18 protein-coding genes are annotated in these 20844 nt (G+C 47.2%); 16 read left to right on the top strand and 2 right to left on the bottom strand.

What is annotated here, in order from left to right:
- The first annotated feature begins 20 nt into the window (after positions 1-20).
- A complete protein-coding gene (locus tag H8Z76_RS00925) occupies positions 21-752 on the top strand; it encodes a glycerophosphodiester phosphodiesterase (RefSeq protein ID WP_186981376.1) in 732 nt (243 codons plus the stop codon).
- Positions 753-823: 71 nt separating this feature from the next.
- Here the strand turns inward: H8Z76_RS00925 and H8Z76_RS00920 are convergent, their stop codons facing one another.
- Complete coding sequence (locus tag H8Z76_RS00920; protein WP_022515247.1) at positions 824-976, bottom strand: hypothetical protein; 153 nt, start codon at positions 974-976, stop codon at positions 824-826.
- Between the two features lie 258 nt (positions 977-1234).
- Between H8Z76_RS00920 and H8Z76_RS00915 the strand changes: the two genes are divergently transcribed.
- The 14 genes from H8Z76_RS00915 to H8Z76_RS00850 all read left to right on the top strand — a co-directional run bounded on the left by H8Z76_RS00915 (position 1235) and on the right by H8Z76_RS00850 (position 15197).
- Positions 1235-2326 carry an HD-GYP domain-containing protein gene (locus H8Z76_RS00915; protein ID WP_022515248.1) on the top strand — a complete coding sequence of 364 codons (1092 nt, stop codon included), beginning with the start codon at positions 1235-1237 and terminating at the stop codon, positions 2324-2326.
- A gap of 21 nt (positions 2327-2347) precedes the next feature.
- The gene (locus H8Z76_RS00910) at positions 2348-2815 is read left to right on the top strand and encodes a C-GCAxxG-C-C family protein (RefSeq protein ID WP_022515249.1); all 468 of its coding nucleotides are present in this window, start codon (positions 2348-2350) and stop codon (positions 2813-2815) included.
- A 23-nt stretch (positions 2816-2838) separates the two neighbouring features.
- Entirely contained in the window at positions 2839-5001 is a 2163-nt protein-coding gene (nrdD, locus tag H8Z76_RS00905) for an anaerobic ribonucleoside-triphosphate reductase (RefSeq protein ID WP_186981375.1), read from the top strand.
- Between the two features lie 81 nt (positions 5002-5082).
- On the top strand, positions 5083-5604 hold the full coding sequence (nrdG, locus tag H8Z76_RS00900) for an anaerobic ribonucleoside-triphosphate reductase activating protein (protein WP_186981374.1): 522 nt from the start codon (positions 5083-5085) through the stop codon (positions 5602-5604).
- A complete protein-coding gene (locus H8Z76_RS00895) occupies positions 5595-6116 on the top strand; it encodes a hypothetical protein (protein ID WP_186981373.1) in 522 nt (173 codons plus the stop codon). Before nrdG ends, H8Z76_RS00895 begins: the two co-directional genes overlap by 10 nt.
- A gap of 59 nt (positions 6117-6175) precedes the next feature.
- Positions 6176-6859, top strand: coding sequence for a response regulator transcription factor (locus tag H8Z76_RS00890; RefSeq protein WP_022514877.1), 684 nt, complete (start codon positions 6176-6178; stop codon positions 6857-6859).
- A gap of 34 nt (positions 6860-6893) precedes the next feature.
- A complete protein-coding gene (locus H8Z76_RS00885; protein ID WP_186981372.1) occupies positions 6894-8390 on the top strand; it encodes a sensor histidine kinase in 1497 nt (498 codons plus the stop codon).
- Between the two features lie 71 nt (positions 8391-8461).
- Positions 8462-9187 carry a DUF4352 domain-containing protein gene (locus H8Z76_RS00880; protein ID WP_186981371.1) on the top strand — a complete coding sequence of 242 codons (726 nt, stop codon included), beginning with the start codon at positions 8462-8464 and terminating at the stop codon, positions 9185-9187.
- Positions 9188-9293: 106 nt separating this feature from the next.
- The gene (locus tag H8Z76_RS00875) at positions 9294-10202 is read left to right on the top strand and encodes a chemotaxis protein (RefSeq protein ID WP_022514874.1); all 909 of its coding nucleotides are present in this window, start codon (positions 9294-9296) and stop codon (positions 10200-10202) included.
- Between the two features lie 83 nt (positions 10203-10285).
- Positions 10286-11872 (top strand): hypothetical protein, encoded by a 1587-nt coding sequence (locus H8Z76_RS00870; RefSeq protein WP_147617992.1) that lies wholly within the window; start codon positions 10286-10288, stop codon positions 11870-11872.
- An 8-nt stretch (positions 11873-11880) separates the two neighbouring features.
- Positions 11881-12501 carry an imidazole glycerol phosphate synthase subunit HisH gene (gene hisH / locus H8Z76_RS00865; protein ID WP_022514872.1) on the top strand — a complete coding sequence of 207 codons (621 nt, stop codon included), beginning with the start codon at positions 11881-11883 and terminating at the stop codon, positions 12499-12501.
- Positions 12501-13262 (top strand): imidazole glycerol phosphate synthase subunit HisF, encoded by a 762-nt coding sequence (hisF, locus tag H8Z76_RS00860; protein WP_022514871.1) that lies wholly within the window; start codon positions 12501-12503, stop codon positions 13260-13262. Before hisH ends, hisF begins: the two co-directional genes overlap by 1 nt.
- Positions 13263-13341: 79 nt before the next feature.
- Complete coding sequence (locus H8Z76_RS00855; RefSeq protein WP_186981370.1) at positions 13342-14019, top strand: uracil-DNA glycosylase; 678 nt, start codon at positions 13342-13344, stop codon at positions 14017-14019.
- Positions 14020-14405: 386 nt separating this feature from the next.
- Positions 14406-15197 carry a hypothetical protein gene (locus H8Z76_RS00850; protein WP_243240374.1) on the top strand — a complete coding sequence of 264 codons (792 nt, stop codon included), beginning with the start codon at positions 14406-14408 and terminating at the stop codon, positions 15195-15197.
- A 159-nt stretch (positions 15198-15356) separates the two neighbouring features.
- On the opposite strand, the gene H8Z76_RS00845 is transcribed toward H8Z76_RS00850, so the two are convergent.
- Positions 15357-16997 (bottom strand): ABC-F family ATP-binding cassette domain-containing protein, encoded by a 1641-nt coding sequence (locus tag H8Z76_RS00845; RefSeq protein WP_022514868.1) that lies wholly within the window; start codon positions 16995-16997, stop codon positions 15357-15359.
- Between the two features lie 230 nt (positions 16998-17227).
- Here H8Z76_RS00845 and nifJ point away from each other — a divergent pair, with 230 nt between their 5' ends.
- The gene (nifJ, locus tag H8Z76_RS00840) at positions 17228-20773 is read left to right on the top strand and encodes a pyruvate:ferredoxin (flavodoxin) oxidoreductase (RefSeq protein ID WP_147617996.1); all 3546 of its coding nucleotides are present in this window, start codon (positions 17228-17230) and stop codon (positions 20771-20773) included.
- The last annotated feature ends 71 nt before the right edge of the window (positions 20774-20844 follow it).

Raw genomic sequence — 20844 nt, 5'->3', positions numbered from 1 at the left:
AGGAATGGAGAGGCAGATCTATGACAAAAATCTGGGCACATCGCGGCGCATCCGGTTACGCGCCGGAAAACACGATGGAAGCATTCCGGCTGGCGGATGAGATGAAAGCGGACGGCATCGAGCTTGATGTTCAGCTGACCAAAGACGGCGAGGTCGTCGTACTGCATGATGAGAAGATCGACCGGGTGAGCAACGGCAGGGGATACGCGAGAGATTATACACTGGCAGAGTTAAAAAAGTTCCGTTTTTCCAAAACACATCCGGAGTACAAAGACGCGGTGATCCCGACGTTAAAAGAAGTGCTTGCTTATGTGAAGACGACGTCCATGACGGTGAATATCGAGTTGAAGACGGGCGTGTTCTTTTATGAGGGGTTGGCAGAAAAAACGCTTGCGCTCGTAAAAGAAGCGGGGATGGAGGAGCGGGTGATCTATTCCTCATTTAACCACTATACCATCCGTGATATCAAAAAATCAGATAAAAAAGCGAAGACCGGACTGCTCTATGCCGACGGCTACATCGATATGCCGATCTACGGCGCGGCACTCGGCGTGGATGCGCTCCATCCGGCACTTTATAATTTACAGTATCCGAATTTTCTGGAAGACTGCCGGACGAAACAGTTGAAGGTGCATGTGTGGACCGTGAACAAAGAAAAATACATGAAAAAATTCTGTGAACTGGGCGTGGATGCCCTGATCACCAACTATCCGGATAAGGCGGGAAAGATCAGAGATCAGCTGCAAAAATAGCGAAAGAAAAAGACGGGAAAAAAGACACATGTGGAAAGAAAGCACATGCGTCTTTTGGATTTTCGTTTGGCTTAAATAATGTGGTTGGAACGGCTGCCAAGCAGTCTTGCGCCGTTTATGATCAAAAGAATTCCGGCAGCGATGCCTCCGGCTAACACGCAGATCCCGATGACCAGAGAAGAAGCACCGGTGGATCCGATCGTCTTATATGTTTTTTCGTCCATGTGAAATACCCTCCTTATGCATGATCTAAACCAGTATTTCCTTTATTATACAATAAAGTGAAGAAGAAAGGAAGTGACTTTACAATTCCAAGGAAAATCGGGCATGGAAAATCCGTGAAAAAAATCATCTGAATATTGCAAAATGACAGAGGGGATGATACATTATATAAAGAATATGTGATACATGAGCCGGCTCTGTGACCGATACAGGGGCGGTTCTTATATCTTATTTTTTTGGTATTACTGTGAGGGGTATGGATGCATTATTTACCGATCAATCAAGTAAAGACGGGAATGATCCTTGGGCGGGATATGTATGATTTTACCGACAAGATTCTCTTACATAGGGGGAAAGCACTGACGGAACATCTGATCCTGCGTCTTCAGGATTACGGCTATCAGGGCGTTTATATTGATGATGAACTGACAAAAGATCTGGAGATCGAAGAAATTATAAGTATGGAACTGCGCACAAAAGCGCTGGCTGCCATTGAAAAACTGGATGTGGACGGTGTGCGGGATATCGCAAAGGAGATCGTGGACGGTATCTTACAGTCCGGGACAGTGTCACTGGATATGATCGATCTGCGCTCGTTTGACGATTATACCTATTACCATTCGCTGAATGTGGCGGTGCTCGCGACGATCGTCGGAATGGGGATGGAATATTCCGAAGAAGATCTGCAGGCGTTGTGTATAGCAGGCATGTTTCACGATATTGGAAAACAGTTTATCCCGCAGGAGATCATCAACAAGCCGGGGAAGATCACACCGGAAGAATTTGCGATCATAAAAGAACATCCGCAGAAATCCTATGATTTCTTGAGTGACCGGCTGGATATTACTTCAAATATAAAAATGGGTGTGCTCTGCCACCATGAAAACGAAGACGGGACCGGTTATCCGCTTGGACTGACAGGGGACAAGATACATCCGTTCGCAAAGATCCTTCATGTTGTGGATGTGTATGACGCACTTTCGAGCAAACGCCCCTATAAAAAGGCATATGCCAGATCAGAGGCACTGGAGTATCTGATGGGTGGAAGCATGTCCATGTTTGATGAAAATGTCATCAATGTGTTTATGAAATATGTTCCGATCTATCCGAGAGGAATGGGTGTGATCCTTTCTGACGGAAGAGAGGGTGTGATCTGTGAGAATAACAAGGGATCCAGTTTGAGACCACGGATCCGGCTGGTCAACGGTGAGGAGATCGATCTGATGGATGTGGAGCGGTACAGCACACTTACGATCCTAAAGCAGCATGATGAGGAAGCGCTGACAGCGGAGGAGATCGAGCGGATCGAACAGGAACGGAAAGATTTAAACGAGCAGCTTAGAACAAGATAGATAAAAGAGAGGAGTCTGTTTATGGGACGGAAAGAAAAAGCGGAAGAATTGTTCACACAGGGGTATAACTGTGCGCAGGCGGTATTTTTGGCGTATGCGGATCGTATGGACATGGATGAGAAAACAGCGGCAAAGCTTGCGTCATCTTTTGGCGGAGGCATGGGATGTCTGCGTGAGGTCTGTGGCGCGGTCAGCGGAATGTTCATGGTGACAGGTATGTTATACGGCTATGATGATCCGAAGGCACCGGAAGAGAAAAAGGAGCATTACGGAAAGATCCAGGAGCTTGCGGCAAAATTCAAAGAACAGAACGGATCGATCGTCTGTCGGGAGCTGCTTGGACTGGACGGCGGTGCGAACCGCCAGACACCGGAGCTTAGAACAGCGGAGTACTATAAAAAACGCCCATGTAAGGAGTTAGTCGGAATGGCGGCAGAGATCCTGGAAGCGGAAATGCTGGAATGGGACAAAGCAAATGAGGGTAAATAACAGATAGGGGCAGGAGAAAGAGTATGAAGATTATAAAAAGAAGCGGTGCGGAGGCAGTATTTGATATTTCAAAGATCATTACCGCGATCGACAAGGCGAATCATGAAGTGGTACAGGGAGAACGGCTGACCATGGAAGAGATCCATGATATCGCGCAGTACATTGAGGATGCCGGCGCGGATATGAGACGCTCGCTGAATGTGGAGGAGATCCAGGATCTGGTCGAGGACCGTATCATGGACAAGCGTGCTTTTTCGGTTGCGCGCAAATATATCACATACCGCTATCAGAGAGCGCTGGTGCGCAAGTCCAATTCGACCGATGAGCAGATCTTAAGTCTGATCGAGTGCAATAACGAAGAGGTCAAACAGGAAAATTCCAATAAAAACTCAACGGTCAACAGCGTGCAGAGAGATTATATGGCGGGCGAAGTGAGCAAGGATATCACAAGACGTTTTTTACTGCCGCGTGATATTGTGCAGGCGCACGAACAGGGGATCATCCATTTCCATGATGCGGATTATTTTGCGCAGCATATGCACAACTGTGATCTGGTCAATCTTGAGGACATGCTGCAGAACGGAACGGTGATCAGCGGGACAAGGATCGACCGGCCGCACTCTTTTTCCATTGCCTGCAATATCGCGACCCAGATCATTGCGCAGGTGGCAAGTTCCCAGTATGGCGGACAGAGCATCTCGCTGGCGCATCTGGTGCCGTTCGTGGATGTGAGCAGACAGAAGATCCGTGCGGAAGTCCTTGAGACGTTAGAGGAATCCGGAAGTGAGCTTTCCGAGGAGAAGATCGAACGGATCGTGGAGCGCAGACTGCGCAAGGAGATCCAGAAAGGGGTACAGACGATCCAGTATCAGGTGGTGACACTGATGACAACGAACGGACAGTCACCGTTTGTTACGGTGTTTATGTATCTCAACGAGGCGAAAGATGAGCGGGAAAAAGCGGATCTTGCGCTGATCATCGACGAAGTGTTGGAACAGCGTTATCAGGGCGTCAAAAATGAGGACGGTGTCTGGGTGACACCGGCGTTCCCGAAACTGATCTATGTGCTTGAGGAAGATAATATCCACGAAGATTCCAAATATTATTATCTGACGAAGAAAGCGGCACGCTGTACAGCAAAACGTATGGTGCCGGATTATATTTCCGAGAAAAAGATGAAGGAATTAAAAGAAGGCAACTGCTTCCCGGTCATGGGCTGCCGCAGCGCACTCAGTGTGTGGAAAGATGAAACGGGGAAACCGAAATTTTACGGTCGTTTCAACCAGGGCGTAGTCACATTAAATCTTGTGGACATCGCGCTTTCCGCAGAGGGAGATTTCGAAAAATTCTGGAAGATATTTGATGAACGGCTGGATCTGTGTTACCGTGCGCTGATGATCCGGCATGAACGGCTGAAGGGAACGGTATCGGATGTGGCACCGATCCTGTGGCAGCATGGGGCGCTTGCGCGTCTGAAAAAAGGTGAGACGATCGACCGGCTTTTATATGGCGGCTACTCCACGATCTCGCTTGGCTATGCGGGACTTTGCGAATGTACCCGGTATATGACCGGAAAATCCCATACAGATCCGAGTGCGACACCGTTTGCGCTTAAAGTCATGGAATATATGAATAAGGCCTGTGAACGATGGAAAAACGAGACGAACATCGGATTCAGCATTTACGGGACACCGTTAGAGAGCACGACGTATAAATTCGCGAAGTGCCTGCAGAAACGGTTTGGTATCGTGAAGGGCGTCACGGACAAAAATTATATTACAAACAGTTATCATGTACATGTGACAGAAGATATCGATGCGTTCTCCAAACTGAAATTCGAGTCACAGTTCCAGGCACTGTCTACCGGCGGTGCGGTGAGCTATGTGGAAGTGCCGAATATGCAGGACAATATCGAGGCGGTGCTTGATATCATGAAATTCATATACAACAATATCATGTATGCGGAGCTTAATACCAAGAGCGATTACTGTCAGGTGTGCGGTTATGACGGAGAGATCCGGGTCGTGCCGAATGAGGAAGGCAAGCTGATCTGGGAATGTCCAAACTGTCATAACACCGATCAGGCAAAAATGAACGTGGCAAGAAGAACCTGCGGCTACATCGGCAGCCAGTACTGGAATCAGGGAAGAACCCAGGAGATCAGGGAACGCGTACTGCACTTATAAAAGATACAAAGGGGATTATCGGACGGTAATCCTCTTTTTACACGAAAGAAAATGCGGCTGATCGGACGGAAAGGAGAAGACATGAACTATTCGGCAGTTAAATATTACGATATCGCAAACGGGCTTGGAGTGCGCACATCGCTGTTTGTCTCCGGCTGCAGAAATCACTGCAAAGGCTGCTTTCAGCCGGAAACCTGGGATTTCTGCCATGGAAAACCATTTGATCCCACGGTGGAAAATGAGATCTTAGAATCGTTAAAACCGGATTATATCAAGGGACTGACCCTGCTTGGCGGCGATCCGTTTGAACCGGAAAATCAGGAGGCACTGGTTCCGTTTTTAAAAAGGGTAAAAGAACAGTTCCCGGAGAAAAATATCTGGGCATATACGGGGTACATTTTAGACCGGGATCTGACGGAGGGCGGAAAATGCTGTACAAAAGACACACCGGAGATGTTAAAGCGGATCGATGTGCTGGTGGACGGCCCGTTTGTGGAAGAAAAAAAGGACATCACATTAAAATTCAAGGGATCTTCCAATCAGCGTGTGATCGATTTGAAAAAATTCTGTAAGGAGGGCGTGATCGAGACCTTATGGCAGTAAAAGAGCAGATTTATCAGATAGACGGTTTTATATTTTACGGAAAAAAAGAGGCGGAGCAGGCAAAAAAAGAGGCGGCGGGCGTGGAGTATCTGAAGGCAAAGATCGATAAGAATCAGCCGGAGGCGGTGCTTTCTGTTTACAATAAGACAGTGGAAGAAAATCTGTTTGAAACGCCGGTGGGACTTTCCTATATGCGGGAATTGCAGCAGTACCTGAGAAAGATCCCCTATATCGCGGAAAAGGACATCCTGCCGATCCCGGTAAAAAGTGGGAACGCCGATACAAAACCAAAAGAACAAAAAGAAAAGACGGACTTCAAAAAGCGGTATCAGACCTTGACTGTGATCTGCGCGCTGTTGGTGATTATGGTGGTGTCCATGTTTGCGATCACGCTTACGAGTGATTCCCCGACAATCCTTGATTATGAGAAAAAGATCGTGAACCGTTATGAAGCATGGGAACAGGAACTGGATGCGCGGGAGCAGGAACTGGATGCGAAAACACAAAAATAAAAGAACACAGATTTGACATAAATAACTGATATAGTATCTACAAAATGAGGTGACGGATGATGAATAAATTGAAAATTTTAGTTGTGGATGACGAGAGCAGAATGCGCAAACTGGTGCGGGATTTCCTGGTGAAGCAGAATTTTGAAGTGGTGGAAGCGGGAGACGGCGAGGAAGCGTTAAATCTGTTTTATCAGGATAAGGATATCGCACTTATCATACTGGATGTTATGATGCCAAAGATGAATGGATGGGAAGTGTGCAGGGAGATCCGGGAAACTTCAAAAGTACCGATCATCATGCTGACCGCGAAGAGCGATGAGAGTGACGAATTGCAGGGATTTGATCTTGGGGTGGATGAATATATCTCCAAACCGTTCAGCCCGAAGATCCTCGTGGCGCGCGTGGAGGCTATTTTAAGACGTACCAACAAAGCGGCAGGAGAGGAGATTCTTGAGACCGGCGGGATCCGCATGGATAAAACGGCACATATGGTCACGGTGGACGGCGCGCATGTAGATCTAAGCTTTAAGGAATTTGAACTGTTAGCATATTTCATGGAAAACGAAGGAATTGCGCTCTCAAGGGAAAAGATCTTAAACCATGTGTGGAACTATGATTATTTCGGAGATGCCCGCACGATCGATACCCATGTAAAAAAACTCAGGAACAAAATGGGCGAAAAAGGCGAATATATCAAGACAATCTGGGGCATGGGCTACAAATTCTCCGTTGATCCGGAATAACGCGGCAGAAATTCGGATGAGCGGGAGGTCGGAAATGAAGGAAGAAAAAACGTTAAAGGCGAGAAATTCGATCACAGGGCAGATCGCGGGCATTATTATCGGACTTGTGACCGGTACGGTAGTGCTCTGCTGGCTGCTCAATACCGTGTTCCTGGAAAGCTATTATGTGAGGAGCAAACAGAAGCTTCTGATCAACGGATTTACCAGGATCGACCGGGCATGCGAGGATGACAAGCTGCAGTCAGCGGATTTTGCCATTGAATTTGACAAGATCTGTTCCAACAGCAACATCACGATCATGATCATCGATTCGGACGGGAACGTGGTGAAATCCTCGGCGCGGGATACCGAGACGATGCATGACCAGTTTATCGCGGCAATCTTCGGAACCGTGAACGGAGCGGCAAATAACATTGCGTCGGGAGAGGATTACAAGATCATACGCCAGACGGATGACAGATTACAGACCGAATACTATGTCCTCTGGGGGATCCTGCCGGACGGAAACCTGATCATGATGCGTACTCCGCTTGAAAGTATCAGGGAGAGCGTGACGATATCGAACCGTTTCCTGACGTATGTCGGGATTATTGCGGTCATTTTGAGCGCGGTGACGGTTGTCTTTGTGACGAAACGTGTCACGATGCCGGTGTTAGAGCTCACGGAAATATCCAGACGCATGATCGGGCTGGATTTTGACGCGAAATATCATGGAAACGGGAAAAATGAGCTCGACCAGCTCGGGGAGCATATGAACCAGCTCTCGGAGACACTGGAACGCACGATATCGGAGTTAAAGAGCGCCAACAATGAGCTGAAACTGGATAACGAAAGAAAGACAGAGATTGATGAGATGCGCAAGGAATTTTTATCCAATGTCTCTCATGAATTAAAGACGCCGCTTGCGCTGATCCAGGGATACGCCGAAGGACTGCAGGAGTGCATCAATGATGATGCGGAGAGCAGGAATTTTTACTGTGATGTCATTATCGATGAGGCGGATAAGATGAATCAGATGGTAAAAAAACTGCTGACGTTAAACCAGCTTGAGTTTGGAAATGACACGGTGACGATCGAGCGGTTTGATATGACCGAATTGATCCGTGGAGTGCTTGGCTCCTCTGCGATCCTGCTCGAACAAAACGGGATCACCGCCGAATTTGCGGAGACGGAGTCTGCGTATGTCTGGGCGGATGAATTTAAGATCGAAGAGGTTATGACCAATTATCTGAGCAATGCGATCCATCATGCTGATTTTGAAAAGAAGATCTCTGTATTTTATACCAGAAAAGAAGACTGTCTGCGGATCAGTGTGTTCAATACGGGAACGCCGATCCCGGAGGAGGATCTCCCGAATCTTTGGATCAAATTTTACAAAGTGGACAAGGCAAGGACCAGAGAATACGGAGGAAGCGGGATCGGACTTTCCATCGTGAAGGCGATCATGGATTCCCTGCACCGGGAGTGCGGTGTGATCAACCACGAGAATGGTGTTGAATTTTGGCTGGAATTGGATATAAATAGCAAATAACAGTTGTTTCGTTGTTTGAAAAATGCTATACTGTTAAAAGTATTAACAGTTATTTCTCAAGGAGAGATGGTATGAAAAAGTTAAGAGCAAAGCTGGGTATGGGTTTGCTGTTTTCGGCACTTGTGTTGACGACCGGGTGTGGCGAGAAGGCAATTCAGCTCACGGACGAAGAAGAGGGGCTGATCGTGGATTACACGGCACATGTGGTGTCGAAGTTTAATACCAGACAGCCGGACGGACTGGTTTATGTCGATACTTCGCAGGAAGAGGAAGAGAGCGAAGAACCGGTCGAAACAGGAGCAGAAGAAGAGACGACAGAACAGGATGCTGTTTCGCAGATGGAACAGAATGACGGACAGGCGCAGGAGGAGGCACAGCCGGTTTCCATGACACTGACCGAAGCACTTCAGATTGCCGGGGTGGACGCGCAGGTGACTTCCACAGAACTCAGACCTTCGTATGAAGAGGGCGACTATTACGCAATGGATGCTTCCGCGGGAAAGACGTTCCTTGTCGTGCATGTGACGCTGAGCAATCAGACGGCGGAAGATATAAGCGTTGATCTGCTTTCGGGACAGCCGCAGTTCGGGGCGGAGGTCAATGGCGCCGGAGCGGTTTCTGCGGAGATGACGGTGCTGTCCAACGACCTTGCAACCTATCAGGGAACACTTGCGGCAGGCAGCAGTGTGGATACGGCCCTTTTATTCCAGGTTCCGGCGGATGGCGTGACACAGGTGGATACGCTGACACTTGACCTTACATGGAACGGGAACAGTTATACGATCCCCTGTCTGTAAGCGGAATCCGGAAAAAACCAGATTCTGTGAAAAAAACGGTGCAGAATAAGTCGTATTATGCTATAATAAATTCAGTTATACAAGAGTACTTCGGGAGGAAATGTCGATGGAGACAAATATTTTATTGGAAAACGGAACAAATGAGCTGGAAGTATTAGAGTTTACGCTTAATGATAATCATTACGGAATAAATGTTGCCAAGATTCGTGAAATCTTATCTTATCAGCCAGTTACACCGGTGCCGAACGCACACGAGAGCGTGGAAGGTATTTTTATGCCGCGTGACACCATGATCACGGTAATCAGTCTGAAGAAGAGCCTTGGTCTGCCGGAAACGGACGAACAGGGACTGTTCATCATTACAAACTTTAATAAATTAAATATCGCGTTTCATGTAGATACAGTAGTCGGAATACACAGAGTTTCCTGGGCGGAGATCATCAAACCGGATTCTACGATCAACGCAACTGAGAGCGGTGTTTCTACCGGCGTGATCAAGATGGACGACAAGCTGGTCGTAATCCTTGACTTTGAAAAGATCGTAACAGATATCAGCCCGGAGACAGGACTGAAGGTATCGGATATTGATGAACTCGGTGAGAGAAGAAACAGAAGCGATTCCCCGATCCTGATCGCGGAAGATTCCCACCTTTTAAGCAAGCTGATCACAGACAGCTTAAAGAAAGCGGGATATACAAACCTGATTGTTACGATGGACGGACAGGAAGCATGGGACAAGCTTCAGGAATATCAGAAGGAAGGCGACGTATTCGACAGAGTACATTGCATTATTACAGATATCGAGATGCCGCGTATGGACGGACACCGTCTTACAAAGCTGGTAAAGAGCGATGAAGATTTACAGAAGATACCGCTTATCATCTTCTCATCTCTGGTAAACGAAGAAATGCGCAGAAAAGGTGAAGCGCTTGGAGCGGACGCACAGCTTACAAAGCCTGAGATCGGAAAGCTGGTATCAGCGATCGATGATCTGATTGATAAGCATGTAAAGTAAGCTTTTTTAGAGGTTAAATAGGGGATGTGATTTGAACAGTCACATCCCCTAATGAGTATTAGAGAAAAACGGGGGTGCTGTTTGTGAGCAACACGGAAGAATATTTGGATGATTTGCTGGGATCGCTTTCTGACGGCGAAAAGAAAGAGGAAGCAGAAACCACAGCAGAAGAGACACCAGAAGTAACGCCGGAAGACAATGATGCGTCGGATATCATGGATCTGGAAGGAACTTCGGCTGAGGATGAAGAATTTTTAAAACAGTTTGAGCAGGAGCTTGCAGGAACTTCACAGGATGATCTGATGCAGCAGTTTGAACAGGAGCTGGGCGCAGATCAGGGAAATAAAGAAGAAGCGGTATCGGATGATACACAGGCACTGATCAACGATCTGGATGATATATTAAACGGAGACAGTGATGGCGGGTTCGAGGAACCGACACCTGACGCGGTGGAGGAACCGGAGATCCAGGCAGAGGCGGAAGCACCGCAGGCGCCAGAGGCACCGGAGGTTCAGCCGGAAGTGGCACCGGAGGTTCAGCCGGAAGCAGCACCGGAGGGTACCGATGAAGATCTGATGGCACTTTTGTCCGGAATGACAGGAAGTGATGAGCTGGCAGATGCCGGGGCAGAACCGGAGATACCCGGAGCCGCGCCGCAGGAGCCACAGGAAGAGTCGGAACCGGAAGCGGGTGCATTGGACACATCGGATGACCTGTTTGGCCTGGATGGACTGGACGGCCTCGGAGACGGCGGTATTTTCGGAGACGATGAACCGGCTGCAACGGAAGATAGTGCGGAAGCAGACGAAGCGCCGCAGGAAAAAGAGACTGGAAAAGCAAAAAAAGAGGAAAAGGGCGAAAAGAAAAAAGGCGGATTCCTTCAGAAACTTTCCCTGATCCTGTTTGGCGAGGACGAAGAAGAAGACGAGCTTTCGGCGGATGACGAAAACAAAAAGCTGTTAAAGGAACTGGACGCTGCCGGAGAGACAGATTCCGGTGCGGTAAAACCGGAAGATAAAAAGGCGAAAAAGAAACGGGAAAAAGCCGAAAAGCAGGAACAGAAGAAAAAGGAAAAAGAGGCAAAGAAAGCCGAGAAAGCACAAAAAGCGGCAAACAAACCGAAGAAAGAAAAGAAGCCGAAAGAAAAGGACAATACGCCGCCATTGCCGAAAAAACCGGTGATCCTGATCGCAGTACTGGCGATTTCCATTTTCGCGCTGATCCAGCTTGGAAGCAGCGCGGTGGGATATTCCGTGTTTAAAGGAGAGGCGCAGGACTCTTACAAACAGGGAGATTATGTGACAGCGTACGCAAAACTGGAAGGCGCGAAGATCAAATCGGCGGACGAAGATTTTTACAACAGAACAGCGCTTCTCGCAGCAATACAGGAAGAATATGATTCTTATCAGAGCATGATGCAGATAGGGAAAACAGAGATGGCACTCGACTGCCTGATCCGTGGCGTCGGAAGATGCGATAATCATGCGGAAAAGGCAGAAGAATACGGTGTGACGGCAGAGGTGGATGAGTTAAAGAATCAGATGACCCAGACACTGACAGACACCTTTGGTGTGGATGAACAGCAGGCGTTAGAGGTATATGGACAGCGTGACCGTACAGATTATACACTGGAACTGAAAAAAATACTGAAAGCATCGGGCATGGAATAGGAGTTTATATGATAGCGATTGTGGATTATGACGCTGGAAATTTAAAGAGTGTGGAAAAGGCACTGGCTTATTTACAGGAAGAGTCGGTGATCACCAGAGATTTTAAGGAGATTGAAAAGGCGGACAAGGTGATTCTGCCGGGAGTCGGTTCTTTTGGAGCGGCGATGGACAACTTAAAGAAATATGAGCTGGATAAGGTGGTAAAAGAGGTGACCGCTTCCGGGAAACCGTTTCTTGGTATCTGTCTTGGACTGCAGCTGTTGTTTAACGGCAGTGAAGAGAGCGAAGGCGTGGAAGGACTTGGAATCCTTGATGGTGACATTTTAAGGATCCCGGACACACCGGGGCTTAAGATCCCGCATATCGGCTGGAATTCGCTGACACTTAAAAATAACGGACGGCTGTTTTCCGGTCTTACGGAAACACCTTATGTCTATTTTGTACATTCTTATTATCTGAAAGCGAAAGATGAAACGATCGTAAAGGCAGTCACGGAGTATGCGACCGGGATCCATGCGTCCGTAGAAAAAGATAACGTATTCGCATGCCAGTTCCATCCGGAAAAAAGCGGCACGACCGGTCTTTCCATTTTGAAAAACTTTGCGAAGACAGAGGGAGGTGTCTGCTGATGTTTACAAAAAGAATCATTCCGTGTCTGGATGTCAACAACGGAAGAGTGGTAAAGGGCGTTAATTTTGTAAATTTAAGGGATGCCGGAGACCCGGTTGAGATCGCGGCGGCTTATGATAAGGCGGGAGCGGATGAAGTGGTGTTTCTGGACATCACGGCGTCTTCGGATGCGCGTGGAACGGTTGTGGATATGGTACGGCGCGTGGCGGAGAAGGTATTTATCCCGTTTACGGTTGGCGGAGGGATCCGCACCGTGGAAGATTTTAAGGTGCTGCTTCGCGAAGGCGCGGATAAGATATCGATCAACTCCTCGGCGATCAACACACCAAACCTGATCACGGATGCGGCAGACAAATTTGGAAGCCAGTGTGTGGTGGTCGCGATCGATGCGAGAAGACGGGCGGATGGTTCCGGCTGGAATGTATACAAAAACGGCGGAAGGATCGATACCGGTCTGGATGCTGTGGAATGGGCGATGAAAGCAGATGCCCTTGGCGCAGGTGAGATCCTTCTGACCAGTATGGACTGCGATGGAACGAAAGCAGGCTATGATCTGGAACTTACCAGACAGATCGCAGAGAATGTCTCTGTTCCGGTCATCGCTTCCGGCGGTGCGGGAACAAAGGAGCACTTTTATGAAGCGCTTACCGAGGGAAAAGCGGATGCAGCACTTGCGGCATCACTGTTCCATTACAAAGAACTTGAAATCATGGATTTAAAAAATTATCTGGCAGACAAAGGCGTATCTGTGCGCAGATAGCATGTCGGATGAAGCAGATGGAAATAAAAACGGGAGATTTGCGGTGACGCAAATCTCCTTTTGCAGGAGATGAAAGAATATGGGAATGATCACAAATGACTGGCTGGATGCCATATCCGGAGAATTTAAAAAGCCGTATTACCGGGAGCTTTATAATTTTGTGCGGGAAGAATACAGTAAGACGACGGTGTATCCGCCGGCAGAGGACATTTTTAACGCGTTTCATTTTACACCGCTTGGCAAGGTGAAGGTGCTTCTTCTGGGGCAGGATCCGTATCACAATGTCAATCAGGCGCATGGCCTGAGTTTTTCGGTGCTTCCGGAGCAAAAGGAGATCCCGCCTTCTTTGCAGAATATTTACAAGGAGCTGCATGATGATCTGGGATGCTACATCCCGAACAACGGTTATCTGAAAAAATGGGCGGATCAGGGCGTGCTGCTCTTAAACACGGTACTTACAGTGCGTGCGCACCAGGCAAACTCACATCAGGGCAGAGGATGGGAGGAGTTCACCGACGCGATCATCCGCGCGGTCAATGAACAGGACCGCCCGATCGTATACCTGCTCTGGGGCAGACCGGCGCAGATGAAAAAGTCGATGTTAAATAATCCGAAACATCTGATCCTGACAGCGCCGCATCCGAGCCCGCTCTCCGCGTACCGTGGATTTTTCGGCTGTAAACATTTCAGCCAGACAAATGAATTTTTGAAAAAAAACGGTGTGGAACCGATCGACTGGCAGATTGAAAACATCTGAGAGAACGGGAAAATACCCGATAAAATGAGGAGTGCCCCGACATCCTTTCGGATACCGGGGCTATTATGAAAAAATTAATCAATTGATAATGCCGTAAGTTATATGTTTTATTTCTCTTTCGATGGTTCTATCATAGCAAACGAATATGAACAAAGTATGAATAAAACTTTAACATACTGTGAAAAACATACAAAAATGATTTGCAAACCAGATAAATACTATAAAATATACACAAAAACGAAAAGCGAAAAAGAAATAAAGTGCAGGATGTATAGAGAAAAATGTAAAAAATAGAATAAAAATGTAAAAAAAGCAGGTAATATTGCCGATATAAAATATAGAAAGCAATAAAAAGCAGGATGCGTTGATTTCAAAGGAGTGATCATATGTCAATGACAATTAACAGCATGAATAGTCTTTTTTCCGGTATTTTTGGATGGAATAGTCAAAACAGCGCTAACAGCAGCCAGACCATGTTCGGACAGGATGCCAATCTGGGCATCAATCTCAGCGATTACGCGTCAATCAAAAGTGGAGCCTATCACAAGCTTTTAAAAGCTTATTATGAGAATGTCCCGGATGATGATAAAAAGACGGATAGTTCTTCCAAAAAGAATACCCAGACGACACAGAAGGAAAAGGTGGAGGAGCTGACGAGAGTAGAAAATGCGGCGGATGATGTAAAAGACGCGGCGGATGCGCTTCTGACCCAGGGAAATAAGTCTGTCTTCCATAAAGTGGAAAAGACGGGAGCCGATGGAAAGACCACATTGGGATATGATACGGATGCGATCTATAAAGCGGTGGATAAATTCGTGAGCAGTTACAATACCATGATCGACAGGGGCGGCGACTCGGAGAACGAGCGTGTGCTGAAAACGACACTGTCCGCGGTTCAGAATACCAAAAAGAACGAGGACGCGTTAAACAGCATCGGCATTATGATCGGTTCCGACAACAAACTGTTGATTGATGCGGATAAGTTTAAAGCTGCCGATATGGATACCGTAAAATCTCTTTTCAATAAAACGGCGTCCTTCGGATATCAGACATCGGCAAATGCGTCCATGCTTTCGTTTTATGCAGAACGGGCGGCTTCACAGGCATCCACCTATGGGGCAAACGGAACATACACATACAATTATCAGAGCGGAAATCTGTATGATACGGGAATTTAGCATGTAAAAACGTAAGAATACAGAAAAAGGTGTGTGGAAGTGTTAAGAAATGTATTTCAGATGGTCATATAAGCGGAAGAAAGGATCATAAATAAAAGGCAGTTCCCTTTTTGGGGGAGCTGCCTTTTTGGGCTTTTTGATAGGAGGGGATCCGACGGATCAATCGTCGTTTTCCTCGTCCTCTGTGGTGGAGTATACAGCCTGACGCTTTCTGGCATCCGCATTTTCCAGATATTCGTCGTAGGTTGTGATCTTGTCGATCATGGAACCGTCCGGCAGGATTTCCATAATGCGGTTTGCGGTGGTCTGTACGACCTGGTGGTCACGGCAGGAGAGCAGGATGACACCCGGGAATTTGATCATACCGTTGTTGACAGCGGTGATGGATTCCATGTCAAGGTGGTCAGTCGGCTCATCGATGATCAGGACATTGGATCCCTCGATCATCATGCGGGAGAAGAGAACACGCACTTTCTCACCACCGGAAAGGACACGCATTTTCTTTACACCGTCATCTCCGGCAAAGAGCATTCTGCCGAGGAAGCCGCGGACATAGGTGGCGTCCTTGATCTCGGAGAACTGTGTCAGCCATTCCACGATCGAGAGATCGGTGTCGAAGATCGCGGTATTATCTTTCGGGAAGTAGGACTGGGAGGTGGTAACGCCCCATTTGTAGCTTCCGGAATCCGGTTCCATTTCTCCTGCGAGGATCTTAAAGAGCGTACTCTTTGCAAGCTCGTTTCCGCCGACAAACGCAACCTTGTCTTCACGTCCGAGAATAAAGGAAACATTGTCGAGGACTTTTACGCCATCGATGGTCTTGGAAAGATCGGTGACCGTAAGCACTTCGTTTCCGATCTCGCGGTTCGGACGGAAATCGATGTACGGATATTTCCGGCTGGACGGTTTGATCTCGTCAAGCTCGATCTTTTCAAGCGCTTTCTTTCGGGAAGTAGCCTGTTTGGATTTGGAAGCGTTCGCGGAGAAGCGGGAGATGAAGTCCTGTAACTCCTTGATCTTTTCCTCTTTCTTTTTATTGGCTTCTTTCATCTGCTTGATCAGAAGCTGGCTGGATTCATACCAGAAATCGTAGTTTCCGGCATAGAGCTGGATCTTGCCGTAATCGATGTCCGCAATGTTAGTACATACTTTATTTAAGAAGTAACGGTCATGGGATACAACGATAACGGTGTTCTCAAAGTTGATCAAAAATTCTTCAAGCCATGCGATCGCATCGAGATCCAAATGGTTGGTCGGCTCGTCGAGAAGCAGGATATCCGGATTGCCGAAGAGTGCCTGCGCAAGCAGCACCTTGACTTTTAACGCGCCCGGAAGCTCGCTCATGACGGTATAGTGGAGATCGGTGTCGATACCAAGACCGTTTAAGAGCATGGCAGCATCGGATTCTGCGTTCCATCCGTCCATTTCCGCGAATTCGCCTTCCAGTTCGCTGGCGCGGATACCGTCCTCATCCGAGAAATCCTCTTTGGCGTAGATCGCGTCCTTTTCCTTCATAATATCATACAGGCGTTTGTTTCCCATGATGACAGTGTCAAGCACGGTGAAATCATCATATTTAAAGTGATCCTGCTGCAGGAAGGAAAGACGCTGCCCCGGGGTGATGACCACGTCACCGCTTGTCGGTTCCAGCTGTCCGGATAAGATCTTTAAAAAAGTGGATTTTCCGGCACCGTTCGCACCGATCAGACCGTAACAGTTTCCCTCGGTGAATTTAATGTTTACGTCCTCAAAGAGGGCTTTTTTCCCAATTCGTAAAGTGATATTATTTGCACTGATCATATTCTTGTTTCTCCTCACTCTTTTCGCTTATACTGCGTGTAATCATGCTAACTCGTATCATACTAAAAAACTCTGAGAAAAGCAATAAAAAAACCGTAAATTGTATCTTGTTTCGTACAGCAGAATGCTTTACATTCGACAAATTAAATGCTAAAATAAGACCATAGGTCGAAAAGACATTTTAATTAATTTTTATCATTAATTAAAGCTATATAAAAGGAGGAAAACAAATGTCTAGAGCAAAACAGTCTATGGACGGTAACACCGCCGCAGCTCATGTAGCCTATGCGTTTACAGATGTTGCAGCAATTTACCCAATCACCCCGTCCAGCCCAATGGCAGATACTGTCGACCAGTGGTCAGCAGCAGGACAGGAGAATATTTTCGGCAACCAGGTTAAGGTTGTAGAAATGGAATCAGAGGCGGGTGCTGCAGGTGCAGTTCACGGTTCTCTTGCCGCAGGTGCTTTAACAACAACATTTACAGCTTCTCAGGGACTTTTACTTATGATCCCGAATATGTATAAAATCGCAGGTGAGCAGCTTCCTTGCGTATTTGACGTATCCGCGCGTACAGTTGCAACACAGTCACTGAATATCTTCGGTGATCACAGCGATGTTTACGCCTGTCGTCAGACCGGTTTCGCTATGTTATGCGAGACCAATCCGCAGGAAGTTATGGACTTAAGCCCGGTTGCACATCTTGCAACAATCGAAGGCAAAGTTCCGTTCATCAACTTCTTCGACGGATTCCGTACATCTCACGAGATCCAGAAGATCGAGAAATGGGATTACGCAGACTTAAAAGAAATGTGCAATATGGATGCAGTAAAAGAATTCCGTGCACATGCTCTGAATCCGGAACATCCGGCTATGCGTGGCTCTCATGAAAACGGAGACGTATTCTTCCAGCATCGTGAAGCATGTAACTCTGCTTATGATGCATTACCGGAAATCGTTTCCAAATACATGAAGAAAGTAAACGAGAAATTAGGTACAGATTATGATTTATTCAACTACTACGGAGCACCGGACGCAGAACGCGTTATCGTTGCTATGGGATCTATCAACGACGTAGCAGAAGAAGTTATCGATTACCTGACCGCTAAGGGAGAAAAAGTCGGACTTGTTAAGGTTCGTTTATATCGTCCTTGGGTATCTGACGCATTCTTAAAGGCACTGCCGAAGACTGCTAAGAAGGTTGCTGTACTTGACAGAACAAAAGAGCCGGGTTCTCTTGGTGAGCCGTTATACCTTGATGTTGCTACCACACTTCGTGAAGCAGGTCTTGATACGGTTGTATTAACAGGCGGACGTTACGGCTTAGGTTCCAAAGACACTCCTCCATCATCTGTATTCGCAATCTACAAAGAATTAGAGAAGGATGCTCCGAAGGCAAGATTCACAGTAGGTATCGTCGATGACGTTACAAACTTAAGCTTACCGGAAGTAAAACCGGCTCCGATCACAGCTACTCCGGGTACTGTAGAATGTAAGTTCTGGGGACTTGGCGGAGATGGTACTGTAGGTGCAAACAAGAACTCAACCAAGATCATTGGTGATCATACCGATAAATATATCCAGGCATACTTCCAGTATGACTCCAAAAAGACCGGTGGTGTTACCATTTCCCACTTAAGATTTGGTGATAAGCCGATCAGAAGCCCGTATTACATCAACCAGGCAGACTTCGTAGCCTGTCATAACCCGGCTTATGTAAATCAGGGATTCAAGATGGTTCAGGATGTAAAACCGGGCGGAGTATTCATGATCAACTGCCAGTGGAGTGATGAAGAATTAGAAGAGCATTTAAATGCAGAAGCTAAGAAATACATCGCTGACAACAACATCCAGCTTTACACCATCAACGCAATCGACAAGGCAATCGAAATCGGAATGGGCAAACGTACCAACACGATTCTCCAGTCCGCATTCTTCAAACTTGCAAACGTTATGCCGATCGAACAGGCTGTAGACTTCATGAAAGCTGCTGCAAAGAAATCCTATGGTAAGAAGGGTGATGCAGTCGTAGAAATGAACTACAAGGCAATCGATGCAGGTGTAGATGCAGTACATAAGGTAGAAGTACCGGCATCATGGGCAAACCCGGCAGCAGATGCTCCTGCAAAAGAGATCACAGGCCGTCCGGAAGTTGTTAAGATGGTAAATGACCTTATGAGACCGATCTCCTTAATGGATGGTGACAGCCTTCCGGTTTCCGCATTTACAGAAAATCCGGATGGACAGTTCGAACTTGGTGCAGCTGCATACGAGAAACGTGGTACAGCCGTAACAGTTCCGACCTGGGATGCAGAGAAATGTATCCAGTGTAACCAGTGTGCATTCGTATGTTCACATGCGACAATCCGTCCGTTTATGTTAGATGACGCAGAAGTAAAAGCTGCTCCGTCCAACATCAAACTTGCAGATACAAAGCCAAAAGCTGGCGAATACAAATACACCATGAGCGTATCTCCGTTAGACTGTATGGGATGCGGCGAGTGTATCACTGTTTGTCCGGTTGGCGCAATCGAAATGGTTCCGCAGGAATCTCAGGCAGCAGAGCAGCCGGTATTCGATTACCTGGTAGCAAATGTTGGCAAGAAACCTGGCGTACCGGCAGACAACACCGTAAAAGGATCTCAGTTCAACCAGCCGCTGCTTGAGTTCTCAGGCTCCTGTGCAGGATGTGCAGAAACTTCTTACGCTCGTCTGATCACGCAGCTGTTCGGTGAACATATGTATATTTCAAACGCAACAGGATGTTCTTCTATCTGGGGTGGTCCTGCAGCAACTTCACCGTACACAGTAAACAAAGACTCCAAACAGGGTCCGGCATGGGCAAACTCCTTATTCGAGGATAACGCTGAGCATGGTCTTGGTATGGAAATCGGACAGCAGGTTCTTCGTGACCAGGCTATCGCAAGCGCAAAGAAATGTGCTGAGTCCGACAAAGCTGGTGCTGAATTAAAAGCAGCATTCGCTAAATTTGAAGAAACAAAGAATGATACAAAAGCAAATACACCTGCAGCAAAAGATCTTATCGTAGAACTGGAGAAAGCAGCAGCAGCCGGATGCCCGGATGCAGCAGCAGCTCTGGAGAAGAAAGATTACCTTGCTAAGAAGTCTGTATGGATCTTCGGTGGTGACGGATGGGCTTATGATATCGGCTTCGGCGGATTAGACCATGTACTTGCTTCCGGAAACAACGTAAACGTTATGGTATTCGATACAGAAATGTACTCCAATACCGGTGGACAGGCTTCTAAGGCTTCCAACATCGGTGAAGTTTGCCAGTTCGCAGCTTCCGGTAAAGAAGTAGGCAAGAAGAGCCTTGCTGAGATCGCTATGAGCTATGGCTATGTATATGTAGCACAGATCGCTCTTGGTGCAAACATGGCTCAGGCTGTTAAGGTTCTTGCAGAAGCAGAAGCTTACAACGGACCGTCACTTATCATCGGATATGCTCCATGTGAGTTACACGGTGTTAAGGGTGGAATGAACCACTGCCAGGATGAAATGAAGAAAGCAGTAGCTGCTGGTTACTGGAACCTCTTCTCCTTCAATCCGGAATTAAAGGCAGAAGGAAAGAATCCGTTCACCTTAGTTTCCAAACCGGGTGATGGTTCTTACCAGGATTTCTTAAAGAACGAGACACGTTACAGCCGTCTGACCAGATCCTTCCCTGAAAGAGCTGAAAGACTCTTCAAGGAATCTGAAGAAGCAGCTAAGAAACGTTATGAGCACTTAGAGAGATTAGTAGAACTCTACAAATAATATCTTTGTGTAAATGAGAAAGTCGGCGTACCGAAAGGTGCGTCGGCTTTTTTGTGTTTACAAAAGAAAGG

It is taken from the genome of Roseburia yibonii (assembly GCF_014297335.1).
Taxonomy (GTDB): Bacteria; Bacillota; Clostridia; order Lachnospirales; family Lachnospiraceae; genus Roseburia_D; species Roseburia_D yibonii.
This window is presented reverse-complemented; position numbering and strand designations above follow the sequence as displayed.

What these genes read in the sequence shown, in the direction of transcription:
- H8Z76_RS00925 (WP_186981376.1), top strand. Translation starts at nt 21, where the DNA reads ATGACAAAAATCTGGGCACATCGCGGCGCATCCGGTTACGCGCCGGAA.
- H8Z76_RS00920 (WP_022515247.1), bottom strand. Translation starts at nt 976, where the DNA reads ATGGACGAAAAAACATATAAGACGATCGGATCCACCGGTGCTTCTTCT.
- H8Z76_RS00915 (WP_022515248.1), top strand. Translation starts at nt 1,235, where the DNA reads ATGCATTATTTACCGATCAATCAAGTAAAGACGGGAATGATCCTTGGG.
- H8Z76_RS00910 (WP_022515249.1), top strand. Translation starts at nt 2,348, where the DNA reads ATGGGACGGAAAGAAAAAGCGGAAGAATTGTTCACACAGGGGTATAAC.
- nrdD (WP_186981375.1), top strand. Translation starts at nt 2,839, where the DNA reads ATGAAGATTATAAAAAGAAGCGGTGCGGAGGCAGTATTTGATATTTCA.
- nrdG (WP_186981374.1), top strand. Translation starts at nt 5,083, where the DNA reads ATGAACTATTCGGCAGTTAAATATTACGATATCGCAAACGGGCTTGGA.
- H8Z76_RS00895 (WP_186981373.1), top strand. Translation starts at nt 5,595, where the DNA reads ATGGCAGTAAAAGAGCAGATTTATCAGATAGACGGTTTTATATTTTAC.
- H8Z76_RS00890 (WP_022514877.1), top strand. Translation starts at nt 6,176, where the DNA reads ATGAATAAATTGAAAATTTTAGTTGTGGATGACGAGAGCAGAATGCGC.
- H8Z76_RS00885 (WP_186981372.1), top strand. Translation starts at nt 6,894, where the DNA reads ATGAAGGAAGAAAAAACGTTAAAGGCGAGAAATTCGATCACAGGGCAG.
- H8Z76_RS00880 (WP_186981371.1), top strand. Translation starts at nt 8,462, where the DNA reads ATGAAAAAGTTAAGAGCAAAGCTGGGTATGGGTTTGCTGTTTTCGGCA.
- H8Z76_RS00875 (WP_022514874.1), top strand. Translation starts at nt 9,294, where the DNA reads ATGGAGACAAATATTTTATTGGAAAACGGAACAAATGAGCTGGAAGTA.
- hisH (WP_022514872.1), top strand. Translation starts at nt 11,881, where the DNA reads ATGATAGCGATTGTGGATTATGACGCTGGAAATTTAAAGAGTGTGGAA.
- hisF (WP_022514871.1), top strand. Translation starts at nt 12,501, where the DNA reads ATGTTTACAAAAAGAATCATTCCGTGTCTGGATGTCAACAACGGAAGA.
- H8Z76_RS00855 (WP_186981370.1), top strand. Translation starts at nt 13,342, where the DNA reads ATGGGAATGATCACAAATGACTGGCTGGATGCCATATCCGGAGAATTT.
- H8Z76_RS00850 (WP_243240374.1), top strand. Translation starts at nt 14,406, where the DNA reads ATGTCAATGACAATTAACAGCATGAATAGTCTTTTTTCCGGTATTTTT.
- H8Z76_RS00845 (WP_022514868.1), bottom strand. Translation starts at nt 16,997, where the DNA reads ATGATCAGTGCAAATAATATCACTTTACGAATTGGGAAAAAAGCCCTC.
- nifJ (WP_147617996.1), top strand. Translation starts at nt 17,228, where the DNA reads ATGTCTAGAGCAAAACAGTCTATGGACGGTAACACCGCCGCAGCTCAT.